Source organism: Faecalicoccus sp. LCP19S3_E2 (assembly GCF_052121255.1).
Classification (GTDB): domain Bacteria; phylum Bacillota_I; class Bacilli_A; order Erysipelotrichales; family Erysipelotrichaceae; genus Faecalicoccus.
Genome location: NZ_JBQKEP010000003.1, coordinates 164,085 through 176,179, shown reverse-complemented (window position 1 = coordinate 176,179; position 12,095 = coordinate 164,085). Strand labels below are relative to the sequence as shown.

Below are 12,095 nucleotides of genomic sequence, written 5' to 3'. Positions count from 1 at the left end.
CTTTTACCGGTGTTTCTTTGAGAACGACCGGTTTTTTTGATATAATGAAAACTATGAAAGAAGATGAAAATATATGGAAAATAAGGAGATCTTTAAAGGAAAAATTTTTACTTTAGAACAAAAAGACGTAACGATCCATAATAAAGAATACAGACGCGATATCATTCGCCATCCCGGTGGTGTCGGTGTGCTTTTGATCGTCGATGATAAAGTTTTGCTGGTTAAACAAATGCGTCATGCGATTGATCAGGAAACACTGGAGATTCCTGCCGGTAAGCTTGAATATGGAGAGGATCCCATGACGGCCGGTCTGCGTGAATTAAACGAAGAAGCCGGCTATGAGTGCAAGCGTTTAAAACCGATCATACACTTTGTTTCCACCCCTGGATTTTGTGATGAAGTCATCTGGCTCTATGAAGCCATAGAACCTTATGTAACGAAACATAAGCTGGCCATGGATGAAGATGAAGAAATTACCAAAGTATGGATTGATCTCAAAGAAGTACAACAAATGCTTCAAAACAATCAGATCATTGACGGAAAAACGATCATTGCCCTGCAATATGCGCTTTTGGAAAGGAGAGATGTCAAATGAATTTTATCATGATTTCACCCAACTACCCTGAGAACTACTGGATGTTTTGCCGGGGATTAAAAAAATACGGGGCGACAGTTTTGGCCATTGTCGATACAGCGTATGACAATTTGTTACCGGAATTAAAAGAAAACATCGATGAATGTTATGTCGTTTCCAATTTCAACAATTACGATGAGATGCTTCGTGCTGTTGGTTACTTTACGTTCAAATATGGAAAGATCGACTGGATCGAATCCAACAATGAAGCCTGGCTGGATCTGGATGCCCGCTTACGTGATGATTTTAACGTAAAGACCGGTTTTAGCTATAAAACCATTCAGGAATACCAGAGTAAGGCAGCCATGAAAAAATACTATGAAAAGGCCAACATCCCGACCGCTCGATACTATTTGGTGGATTCTAAGGAAAACGCCTTACAGTTTGCCAAGAAGATCGGTTATCCTCTGGTTTTAAAGCCCGATCATGGTGTAGGCGCTTCTTTTACTTATACGATCAAAAGCGATGAAGATCTGATCAAGTATTTAGATTTGACCAAGGAACACCAGATGATCTTGGAAGAATACATTGAAGGTGATATCTTTACTTTAGATGGTGTATGCGATCAGGAAGGAACGATACGTTATTTGAATTCTTTAGAATATGTCGGCAACTGTATGGACAGTGTTCAGTACCAACAATCGATTGGCGCTTATACGGCCTTTACGATCAGTGATGAATATCGAAGCATTGCGCAACGTACCATTCATGCCTTTGCGCTAAAAAATCGGTTCTTTCACTGTGAATTCTTCCGTTTGACCAAAGACAAAGAAGGTTTGGGTAAAAAAGGAACGGTCATTGGATTGGAAGTCAACTTCCGTCCACCGGGAGGTTTTGCCCCGGATTTGATGAACTATGCCGGTTCTTTAGATGTCTATGATATCTGGGCACAGGTATTATTAACACAGCAGGGTGATTATATGCATATTGCCCGTGAATCGGCCGGCTTTGCGGGAAGACGAAATTCGATTGCCTATAAATATCGTGTGGAAGAAATTGAAAAGATGTATAAAGATCAATGGATTGCCACGAACTATCTTCCGGAAGCCTATGCAGCTACGATGGGTGATGTAACCCTGGCCTGTCGTTTTCATACAACAGAAGAAAGAGATGCTTTCTTTGCGATCGCATTTCAGGAATCTACCAGAAAGGATCGAAACAAGTGATTTTAAAGTTTGAGCTATACATGTCCGCCCTGCAGAAACAAAGAAAGATCCACATGTATTTACCAGACGATTATTTATATTCTCAGAAACGATATCCGGTTTTATACATGTTTGACGGACATAATCTTTTTCATGATGAAGATGCGACCTATGGAAAATCATGGAATTTGGCATGGCATATCATCGAAGGTAAAAAGGATATGATCGTAGTTGGTCAGGAGTGTTCACACCATGGCAATGACCGCTTAGATGAATATAGCCCCTACCCTTTTGCCGATGCACAGCTGCAAGTCCAACTAAATGGTTTGGGCGAAGAGACAATGGATTTTTTTGTCAATGAACTCAAGCCTTACATTGATGCCCACTTCCCGACTTTACCGCAGCGAGAAACAACATGGATCGCCGGCTCCAGCTGTGGTGGTGAAATGGCTTTGTTTGCGGGTATGCGCTATCGCGATATCTATTCTCGCTCTTTGGTAATTTCACCATACTTGATCCCAACAGCGGATTATTTCCTGATGGAAGCCGATCAAACGTTTTTTGATCAACCATCCTATTTCTATATGTCCTGGGGTGCCCTGGAAGGAAACGGTAAACATACCTTTGTGCAGGAAACAACAATTTGCACGGAACTGGCCAATCGATTACAGGAGCATGGTGCCAAAGTCTTCTTTCATGTCAAACCGGAAGGTGAACACACCGAAAGTTCCTGGGAAGAAGAAGCGCCTTTATTCTTGGATTTTTTGTTTTATTATGAGTAGTTATGAATCGTAAACCTGTAGTTTTAAATTTACCGGCCCTTCACCAGGGAAAAACGATCGTGATCAGTGATATCCATGGCAATTTGAAAGCGTTAAAACATTTATTGTCACTTTGTCATTACGATAGTTCAAACGATCGCCTGATCTTAGCCGGTGATCTTTTGGAAAAAGGAGAAGAAAACCTTGCGACATTGTGCTATATCATCCAACTTTGTGAACAAGGAAATGCGTATGCCTTAATGGGAAATTGTGACTTCACCATAAAAAATGCTTTTTTATCGTATCGTCTTGATTTCTTAAAACAAATCTTATTGACAAGAAAGAATTCCGTTCTTCATGAAATGGCTAATGAAATCGGAATGTCTTTTCATAAAGATACAGATATGGAAGTTTATTGTGCAACGCTTCGAAAGCACTTTCTCAAAGAAATGGCCTTTGTCAATGATCTTCCTCATGTGATTGAAACACCTGATATGATTTTTACCCATGCCGGTATCGCATCGGAAAAACAATATGGTGATGACTTTAAGATCACCATGACCACGCCTATGTTTTTTGAAACGAAACAGACTTTTGAAAAGAAAGTTATTTGTGGTCATATGCCGGTTACTGAATATCAGAAGTACATTGCCAGTTTTGATCCCCTCTACGATCCCAAAAAGAACATCTACAGCATTGATGGCGGTAATATCGTCAAACAAGGCGGTCAGTTAAATGCATTGATTTTTGAACAAAATCATGTCGATGTCAAACGATACGATGACTTACCTACAGCCATTTGCATACAAAGTGTAGATTATCAAAATCAAATTCCTTTGTTTGTGACTTGGAATCGTGGTGAAATTGAAATCTTAACAAAGGAGCGTTACCAGTCTTATATTTATTGTTTCCATTTAAAACGTGCTTTTTGGGTCGATAATGAATTTATTGAACAGCGTCATGGCAAATGGTATGCCTCGGACTATACCAATTATCAAATACCTTTAAAAGAAGGAGATATCGTAAAAATAGTACGTGAATATCGTGACAAAGCACAAATTAAAAAAGATGGAGTACTGGGATGGACATATTTAAAAAATCTAAGAAAGTTAGAAAATTAATTTACTCTTTTCTTTTTGATCAACATCCTATACAATATCTCTGTATTAGGCAAATGCCTTGATCCACGCTTGTTAGGGAAAATTTATTTTTTCTGACAGGCGTGTTTTTTTAGGAGGTTTTTATGATGAAGATCATACGATCTGTAATTCCGGTTATCTTCGGAAATTTCTTGTATGCCCTGGTCGTAAAGCTGTTTATATTACCTACCAGTTTAATGAGTTCCGGTACGACCGGTATTGCCCTGTTTCTAAATCATTATTTCTCATTACCGGTCTCTTTATTTGTACTGGTATTTAATCTTGTGATGTTGTTGGTAGGATTTTTGATCTTAGGAAAAAAGTTTGTGATGACAACAATTGTATCAACATTGGTATATCCAATGGCATTGGAATTTTTTAATCAGCTCCTGGGTGATTTAGTCATTACAAATAACGAATTATTAAATACGATCTTTGCCGGTTTAGGTATTGGACTTTCTTTAGGTATCGTGATTCGTAGTGGTGCCAGTACCGGTGGCATGGATATTCCGCCTTTAGTACTTCATCATTTCTTTAAGATTCCGGTATCCATGAGTTTATATGTCTTTGATTTTATCATTTTGTCTTCACAGACATTGTACAATCCGTTAGAAAGATTATTGTATGGTATCATACTGATCTTGTTGACATCGATCGTCTTAGATAAAGTTCTTTTAATGGGTACGACGAAGACCGAAGTGAAGATCATCAGTCCGCATCATGAACAAATCGCATCTTCCATTTTAAAAGATGTCGATCGCGGTATCACATTGTTGCAGGGAAAAGGCGGTTATTCACACCAAGATCAATCTGTGATTCTAAGTGTTGTTTCCAACCGTGAGCTTCCAAAGATCGAAAGACTGGTCCATCAGATCGATCCGGATGCGTTTATGATCGTTAGTCGTGTCAGCGAAGTTTTAGGACGTGGCTTTTCTTCTAAGAAACAATATCAATAAAAACAGGCGACAGCTGGATACTATCGCCTGTTTACAACTATTCTTCTTTTAATTCTTTCGCCTGTTTTAATAAGGTAATCAGGGCATCTACCTGCTCTTGTGTAGTGCTCCAGCTGGTCACAAAACGAATGACCTTTCCTTCTTTCCGATTTTCCCAAAGCTCAAAATCTACTTTTTCTTTCAAAAAAACATATTCATTCTCATTGACAACCGGGAAGATCTGATTGGTGTCGCTCTTCATTAAAAATGGATATTTCAGATCAAACAAAGCATCCTGAATCTGTGCTGCCATTTCATTGGCATGTTTGGCAACGGTATAAAACGCATCGTTTTCAAACAAACCCGCAAACTGAATTCCTAATAACCAACCTTTCGCCATCATGGCTCCGTTTTGTTTCATACAAAAGCGGAAATAAGGCTTTAAGGCATCATTGACGATCACAATGGCTTCTCCCATTAGAGCACCATTCTTTGTACCGCCAATATAAAATACATCACACCAGCCAGCCAGATCATTTAACGAATAATCGACACCGGACATCAAAGCAGCGCCCAGTCTTGCCCCATCCATATATAGATATAAACCGAGTTCCTGACATTTTTCATGTAAGGCTGCAAGCTCTTCTCTTGTATAGACTGTACCAAATTCTGTGGCATTGGAAATATAGACCATCTTTGGATACACCAGATGTTCATAGGTCAACATGTGTTCATCAAATGATTTTTGAATCAATGACGGAGTCAGTTTTCCATTGACATTGGGAACTGTGATAACCTTATGACCTGTAGCTTCGATAGCTCCTGTTTCATGCGTTGCGATATGACCGGTATCACAGGAAATTACCGCTTCAAAAGGACGAAGCATGGCTTTGATCACAGTTTGATTGGTCAATGTACCACCGGAGATAAAATGAACATCAACTGTATGATCGACCATCTTGGATTGAATCAATTGTTTGGCATGCGCACTGATTTCATCCTCTCCATAGCCTACATGGCTTTGGGTGTTGGTCTGATTCATGTGTTCTAAGATTTCCGGAATGCAGCCTTGTCCATAGTCATTTCGAAAAAATAACATAAGCCCTCCTTTCAAAAAGAGAGTACTTATGAAAGTACTCCGCTTATTTTAACAATCCCATTTTTTCATCCGTGAATAAACGGGCATCCATCAATTTTAAATCTTCGGCAATAGCCGGTTTAAATTCCATCTGTGCCAGAACATCTTTTTCCAAATCAATACCTGGTGCAATTTCTGTTAAGGTCAATACACCATCTAACAGTTCAAAAACAGCACGTTCAGTAATATACATGACTTTCTGTCCTGTCTGCGCAGCATATTCAGCGGCAAATGTAATCTGTTCTACTTCATTTTTGAACTTTTTGATCTGCCCTTCCTGTACGATTTCCAGCTTGCCATTACCAATGGTTTCCTTTAAGCCCTTTGCGGTAAAGGTACCACAGTAAACCACGACAGGTGCGGTCTGTGTAATGTTGATGAAGCCACCGCAACCGGCAATCTTCGGTCCAAAACGAGAAACGTTGATGTTTCCGTGACGATCACATTCAGCCAATCCTAAGAAAGCTTGATCCAATCCACCACCATCATAGAAGTCAAACTGATATGGCTGATCGATCATCGCATCCGGGTTTGTACAAGCACCAAAAGCTGTACCACTCATCGGTACTCCACCGATTCCTCCGGTTTCTACCGTTAATTTTAGACCTGGTAATCCTTCTTCATTGGCTACATTGGCAATGCCTTCCGGCATACCGATACCTAAGTTGATGATCGCCTTTGGATCTAATTCCATAGCGGCTCTTCGACAAACAACCTTACGTGCATTTAACGGCATAGGTTCAATTGAATCGACCGGTACACGAACTTCACCGGAATAAGATGGATTGTATTCCTGTGAGAATGTCTGCCAATGGTTTTCCGGTTTTCCGATAACCAGCGCATCGACATAGATACCCGGAATTTTTACTTCACGAGCCGACAAGGTGCCATTTTGTACGATATCTTTGACCTGCACAATGACAGTACCTCCAGAGTTTTTAACTGCCTGTGCGATTGATAAGGAATCCAGCGTACCAGCTTCCTGTGTCATGACTACGTTACCATCTTCATCGGCATAGGTACCACGAAGCAATGCGACATTGACCGGGAAAGATTTATAACGTAACCATTCTTCCCCATCCATTTCAATCAGTTCTACCAAATCTTCTGCCTGACGTGTTTTTTCATTCATCTTAGCTCCTTCCAAACGAGGATCGATGAATGTTTTTAAACCGATTTTAGTAATAACGCCCGGACGATGACCGGCAATTTCACGGAACAACAAAGAAATGGTTCCTAAAGGCAGGTTATAACCTTCTACTTTATTTTCAAAAACCAGCTTCTGGAAAGTTGGGATCAATCCCCAGTGTCCGGCTACAATTCGTTTTAATAAGCCTTCATGTCCTAAATGGTTGGCACCTAAACGGTCCGTACCATCACCCATTCCGGCCGAAAACATAACGGTCAAATCACGTGGATGTCCGGTTTTCAAAAAGCTTTCTTCTACGGCAATACTTAATTCCTGCGGATGTCCCATTCCGATAAATCCGCTGATACCGACAGTATCACCATCTTTGATTAAAGAAACAGCTTCTTCGGCTGATAAAATTTTTGCCATTGAAACTACCTCCTTCTATTTGTTCTTAAATTCTTTTTCTTTTACTTTATTCACAAAGCATTCCATACCATAGGTTTGATCTTCTGTGGCAAAGCAGCTGGAGAATTCTTTGACTTCGATTTCAATGGCACTGTCAATGTCTGTCTGCAAACCATTGTTGATTGCTTTTTTGGCATAAGCAACGGCAATTGGAGCATTTTTGGCAATACCGTTTGCCATTTTTAATACCGTTGGCATCAATTCTTCAGCCGGAACAACATTATTGACCAAGCCGATCGCTAAAGCCTTATCTGCTTTGATGTTGCGAGCGGTGAAGATCATTTCTTTGGCAATACCAGCAGGTACTAAACGAGCTAAACGCTGTGTTCCACCAAAACCTGGTGTGATACCCAAACCAACTTCCGGCTGCCCGAATACTGCATTTTCACTGGCTACACGAATGTCACAGCTCATAGCCAATTCACATCCACCACCTAAGGCAAATCCGTTAACAGCGGCAATGACCGGACAATGCATGGTTTCGATCATACGGAAGATCTTATTTCCGTAAGCACCATATTCAGCTGCTTCTTCTACTGTTTTATCTTTCATTTCTGCAATATCAGCACCGGCTACAAAGCTTTTAGATCCGGCACCGGTAATAACGGCACAATAAGTATCTTTATCGGCTTCTACGGTATTGACAGCTTCTTCCAAGTCTTTTAAAACGGCAGTGCTCAATGCGTTTAATGCTTTTTCACGATTGATCGTAATGATCGATACATGTCCTTGTTTTTCTAAAATTACATTTTCCATGATAGTATCCTCTCTTTTGAAAAAAAGGCGAAACCAGAAACGGTTCGCCTTATCGGTTCAAGTAAATATTAATACTTGTAGAAACCTTCTCCAGTCTTACGTCCTAATTTACCGGCACGTACCATTTTTCTCAACAAGGTGCTGGCACGGTATTTAGAATCTCCTGTTTCATGATACAGAACGTCCATGATTGCTTCAACGATATCCAAACCGATCAGATCGCCTAAAGCCAAAGGTCCCATTGGATGGTTAGCGCCTAACTGCATTGCTGTATCAATGTCGCTGGCAGAAGCAATTCCTTCCTGAAGGATGAAAGTTGCTTCATTGATCATTGGAACTAAGATACGGTTTACGACAAATCCAGGTCCTTCATTGACTTCAACCGGTGTTTTTCCGATTGCCTTAGAGATTTCGATGACTTTGTCTTTTACTTCAGCCGGTGTATTAGCACCAGAGATAACTTCGACTAATTTCATACGATCTGCCGGATTGAAGAAATGCATACCAATTACCGGATGTTTGATACCATTGGCAATTTCTGTAATGCTTAAGCTAGATGTGTTAGAACCGAAGATGCAGTCGTCTTTTACGATTTCATCCAATTTTGTGAACAATTCTTTTTTCACATCCATAACTTCCAATACAGCTTCAACGATCAAATCTGAATCAGCCAGATCAGCATATTCCCCAGCTTTCAGGTTTGCTTTGGCAGCATCGGCAGCTTCCTGAGAGATTTTTCCTTTTGTGACTAATTTGTCTTTAGAAGCAAAAATCTTGTTGACACCATTCTGTGCCCATTCCAGTTTCACATCGACTACAGTTACCTGGTTTCCAGCTGTCGCAAACGCATTTGCGATACCTTGTCCCATTGTACCGGCGCCGACTACACCTACTTTTAATGTCATGTTGAATTCCTCCTTAAGCAGCTTTTGCTTTTTTGATTTCTTCTACTAACAAAGGTAATACTTCGTTGACATCACCGACAAATCCCATATTGGCAATCGTAAAGATTTCAGCCTGAGGATCACGGTTGATGGCGATGATCATATCGGATTTTTCCATTCCGGCTACGTGCTGAACGGCTCCGGAAATTCCACAAGCGATATATAAGCTTGGACGAACCGTCTTACCAGTCTGACCAACCTGTAAAGCTTTATCCATGTATCCATCTTCTACTACGGCACGAGTTGCACAAACAACACCATCTAATTCTTTAGCACAGGCTTCTACCAAATCCAGACATCCTTCCGCACCACGTCCGGCACCAACAAGAATGTTAGCTTTTGTGATATCTACACCTTCAACGATTTTTTCTACAACTTTATCGATGGTAACTTCTGGTTCCGTTGTTTCCCATTTTGGAGCAAATGATACAACTTCTCCTGTACGGCTTGCATCAGCCGGAGCCATATCAAATACTTTTGGTCGAATTGTAGCCATCTGTGGACGAGTGTCCGGACAAACGATGGTACCAAACAAGTTTCCACCAAATGTTGGACGAGTTACCAACAATAAAGCTTCTCCGTCTTTTGCCTTTTCTGTATCGATTTCGATCTTAGTAGCATCGGCTGTAAGACCGGCATTGATACGAGCCGCAACACGTGGAGCCAAATCACGTCCTAATACAGTAGCTCCTGTCAAGAAAGAATCTGGTTTAAATTCTTTGATGATCTGTGTTAATGCATCTGTATAGAACTGTGTAGAGTAATCTTTTAATAATTCGTCATCAACAACGATAACTTTATCAGCACCATGTGCAATGACATCCTGTGCTTTATCTGTAATATTTGAACCTAACAGAACACCGACAACCTGATATCCCATTTCCGGAATGCTGGCAACTAATTTTCTAGCTTCGGAAATTAATTCGTAACCAACTTCGGCAACGGTTCCATTTTTCTGTTCAACAAATACATAAATGTCTTTGTATCCTTCAAATTTTGCCATTTTGTGTTCCCCTTCCTACTTCGTGATCAATTGCTTTTCTTTCAATGTTTTAGCAATCAATTCTGCAGTTTCCTGTGCAGACAGTTCATATGTTTTTGTTTCAGCGCTGACTTCTTTTGTGAATGTCGCATGAACCTTAGTTGGAGAACCAGCTAAACCAACAACGGAAAGATCCAGATCTAAATCATCAAATGTCATGATGTTTACCGGTTTGTCAAAAGAATCTACGATATCAACGCAGTTCATATAACGAGGTTTGTTCATTCCGGATAGTGTAGTTAATACACAAGGCATCTTAGAAGTTAAGATTTGTTCTTCTTCTTCCAGGGCTTTTTTAACCGTAATTTTTTCCGGTGTCAGTTCAATGATCTGATCAACATATGTGATCTGAGGCAATCCTAAACGTTCAGCTGTCTGTGGACCAACCTGAGCTGTATCACCATCGATAGCCTGACGTCCGGCAATGATCAAATCAAATCCGATTTTCTTTAAAGCAGCGGCCAAAGTACGGCTTGTAGCACAAGTATCGGCACCACCCAAACGACGGTCAGTGATCAAATATGCATCATCTGCTCCACGGGCGATTGTTTCCTGCAGCATGCCTTTTGCCTGCGGAGGACCCATAGATACAACAGTTACTTTTACATCCGGATTGGCATCTTTTAATTCCAATGCAGCTTCCAAACCAGCTAGATCATCGGGGTTGATGATACTTGGAACGCCATCACGAACCAATGTACCAGTCTTTTTATCTACTGTAATTTCAGTAGAATCTGGTACCTGTTTTACTAGAACGACAATTTTCATATTTCAACAATTCCTTTCTAACGTAATACCGCACCAGAAATTACCATACGCTGTACTTCAGAAGTACCTTCGTAGATTTCGGTAATCTTTGCATCACGGAACATTCTTTCAACTGGTAAATCACGTGTATAACCATATCCACCCATCAACTGGATTGCTTTGGTTGTAACTTCCATCGCAACTTCAGCGGCAAATAATTTTGCTTCGGCAGCTAATACCGTATATTTTTCACCATTTTCTTTTGCCATGGCAGCGCGATAAACCAACAGACGAGCTGCATCAGTTTTGCACTGCATATCGGCTAACTGGAATTGTGTATTCTGGAATTTAGAGATCGGACGACCGAACTGTTTACGAGCTTTTACATAAGGAACAACTTCATCGATAGCTCCCTGGGCAATACCTAAAGCCTGCGCTGCGATACCGATACGTCCACCATCCAGTGTCATCATCGCAATCTTGAAGCCCTGTCCTTCTTTTCCTAATAAGTTCTCTACCGGAATCTCTACATTATTGAAGATCAGTTCGCTTGTGGCAGAACCGCGGATTCCCAATTTCTTTTCGTGAAGACCAAAAGTGAATCCCGGCATTCCTTTTTCAACGATAAAAGCAGAAATACCATGTGTTCCTTTTGATTTGTCTGTCATCGCAAAGATAATATAAACATCAGCTTCTCCGGCATTTGTGATAAAGATCTTTGTACCGTTCAATACATAATGATCTCCCTTTAATACAGCCGTAGTTTGCTGACCAGCTGCATCGGTACCGGCATTTGGTTCTGTCAAACCAAAGGCTGCTAATTTCTTACCTGTACACAGATCCGGTAAATATTTCTGTTTCTGTGCTTTAGTACCAAACTGAGCGATTGGCCATGTACCTAAAGATGTGTGGGCACTTAATACAACACCTGTTGTTGCACAAGTTTTAGAAAGCTCTTCAACGGCCAAAATGTATGACAAATAGTCAGCTCCGGCACCACCATATTCACGTGGATACGGAATTCCCAACATTTTTGCCTGACGCATAACTTCAACGCTTTCCTTAGGGAAACGTTCGTTTTCGTCAACATCCGCTGCGTTTTCTTTAACTTCGTTTTGCGCAACTTCTCTGAACAACTTCTGCATCATTTTTTGTTGTTCTGTTAAATTGAAATCCATAGATGAAGTTCTCCTTTCTTTCTTTGAACCATTCGACTTTTGGATATCGTAAGCATGAAAAAAGTTTCAAAACTTCTCA

At 40.6% G+C, this 12,095-nt stretch carries 12 protein-coding genes; 5 read left to right on the top strand and 7 right to left on the bottom strand.

Annotated elements, in window-relative coordinates:
• The first annotated feature begins 73 nt into the window (after positions 1–73).
• From ACTQX6_RS04195 to ACTQX6_RS04175, 5 genes are all read left to right on the top strand, one after another.
• Positions 74–595, top strand: a complete 522-nt coding sequence (locus tag ACTQX6_RS04195; RefSeq protein WP_294686904.1) for an NUDIX hydrolase — start codon at positions 74–76, stop codon at positions 593–595.
• Positions 592–1,800, top strand: a complete 1,209-nt coding sequence (locus ACTQX6_RS04190; protein ID WP_294686905.1) for an ATP-grasp domain-containing protein — start codon at positions 592–594, stop codon at positions 1,798–1,800. Before ACTQX6_RS04195 ends, ACTQX6_RS04190 begins: the two co-directional genes overlap by 4 nt.
• Entirely contained in the window at positions 1,797–2,561 is a 765-nt protein-coding gene (locus tag ACTQX6_RS04185; RefSeq protein ID WP_117445317.1) for an alpha/beta hydrolase, read from the top strand. Before ACTQX6_RS04190 ends, ACTQX6_RS04185 begins: the two co-directional genes overlap by 4 nt.
• Before the next feature lie 2 nt (positions 2,562–2,563).
• Positions 2,564–3,661 carry a metallophosphoesterase gene (locus ACTQX6_RS04180; RefSeq protein ID WP_294686908.1) on the top strand — a complete coding sequence of 366 codons (1,098 nt, stop codon included), beginning with the start codon at positions 2,564–2,566 and terminating at the stop codon, positions 3,659–3,661.
• Between the two features lie 122 nt (positions 3,662–3,783).
• Complete coding sequence (locus ACTQX6_RS04175; RefSeq protein WP_229035525.1) at positions 3,784–4,635, top strand: YitT family protein; 852 nt, start codon at positions 3,784–3,786, stop codon at positions 4,633–4,635.
• Positions 4,636–4,672: 37 nt separating this feature from the next.
• On the opposite strand, the gene ACTQX6_RS04170 is transcribed toward ACTQX6_RS04175, so the two are convergent.
• From ACTQX6_RS04170 to ACTQX6_RS04140, 7 genes are all read right to left on the bottom strand, one after another.
• A complete protein-coding gene (locus ACTQX6_RS04170; RefSeq protein ID WP_320863352.1) occupies positions 4,673–5,713 on the bottom strand; it encodes a threonine aldolase family protein in 1,041 nt (346 codons plus the stop codon).
• Between the two features lie 43 nt (positions 5,714–5,756).
• Entirely contained in the window at positions 5,757–7,310 is a 1,554-nt protein-coding gene (locus ACTQX6_RS04165; protein ID WP_117445314.1) for an acyl CoA:acetate/3-ketoacid CoA transferase, read from the bottom strand.
• Positions 7,311–7,325: 15 nt separating this feature from the next.
• Positions 7,326–8,105: an enoyl-CoA hydratase-related protein gene (locus ACTQX6_RS04160; protein ID WP_167698146.1), complete on the bottom strand. Its 780-nt coding sequence runs from the start codon at positions 8,103–8,105 to the stop codon at positions 7,326–7,328.
• Between the two features lie 68 nt (positions 8,106–8,173).
• Entirely contained in the window at positions 8,174–9,010 is an 837-nt protein-coding gene (locus tag ACTQX6_RS04155) for a 3-hydroxyacyl-CoA dehydrogenase family protein (RefSeq protein WP_022789026.1), read from the bottom strand.
• 13 nt (positions 9,011–9,023) lie between these two features.
• On the bottom strand, positions 9,024–10,052 hold the full coding sequence (locus tag ACTQX6_RS04150; RefSeq protein ID WP_294686912.1) for an electron transfer flavoprotein subunit alpha/FixB family protein: 1,029 nt from the start codon (positions 10,050–10,052) through the stop codon (positions 9,024–9,026).
• A gap of 15 nt (positions 10,053–10,067) precedes the next feature.
• A complete protein-coding gene (locus ACTQX6_RS04145) occupies positions 10,068–10,859 on the bottom strand; it encodes an electron transfer flavoprotein subunit beta/FixA family protein (protein WP_022789024.1) in 792 nt (263 codons plus the stop codon).
• Between the two features lie 17 nt (positions 10,860–10,876).
• Positions 10,877–12,016 carry an acyl-CoA dehydrogenase gene (locus tag ACTQX6_RS04140; protein WP_294686913.1) on the bottom strand — a complete coding sequence of 380 codons (1,140 nt, stop codon included), beginning with the start codon at positions 12,014–12,016 and terminating at the stop codon, positions 10,877–10,879.
• Between the last annotated feature and the right edge of the window lie 79 nt (positions 12,017–12,095).

Bases quoted from the DNA above. Each gene is read 5' to 3' on its own strand.
- ACTQX6_RS04165 (WP_117445314.1), bottom strand. From the start codon at position 7,310: ATGGCAAAAATTTTATCAGCCGAAGAAGCTGTTTCTTTAATCAAAGAT.
- ACTQX6_RS04190 (WP_294686905.1), top strand. From the start codon at position 592: ATGAATTTTATCATGATTTCACCCAACTACCCTGAGAACTACTGGATG.
- ACTQX6_RS04145 (WP_022789024.1), bottom strand. From the start codon at position 10,859: ATGAAAATTGTCGTTCTAGTAAAACAGGTACCAGATTCTACTGAAATT.
- ACTQX6_RS04155 (WP_022789026.1), bottom strand. From the start codon at position 9,010: ATGACATTAAAAGTAGGTGTAGTCGGCGCCGGTACAATGGGACAAGGT.
- ACTQX6_RS04140 (WP_294686913.1), bottom strand. From the start codon at position 12,016: ATGGATTTCAATTTAACAGAACAACAAAAAATGATGCAGAAGTTGTTC.
- ACTQX6_RS04170 (WP_320863352.1), bottom strand. From the start codon at position 5,713: ATGTTATTTTTTCGAAATGACTATGGACAAGGCTGCATTCCGGAAATC.
- ACTQX6_RS04150 (WP_294686912.1), bottom strand. From the start codon at position 10,052: ATGGCAAAATTTGAAGGATACAAAGACATTTATGTATTTGTTGAACAG.
- ACTQX6_RS04175 (WP_229035525.1), top strand. From the start codon at position 3,784: ATGATGAAGATCATACGATCTGTAATTCCGGTTATCTTCGGAAATTTC.
- ACTQX6_RS04195 (WP_294686904.1), top strand. From the start codon at position 74: ATGGAAAATAAGGAGATCTTTAAAGGAAAAATTTTTACTTTAGAACAA.
- ACTQX6_RS04180 (WP_294686908.1), top strand. From the start codon at position 2,564: ATGAATCGTAAACCTGTAGTTTTAAATTTACCGGCCCTTCACCAGGGA.
- ACTQX6_RS04160 (WP_167698146.1), bottom strand. From the start codon at position 8,105: ATGGAAAATGTAATTTTAGAAAAACAAGGACATGTATCGATCATTACG.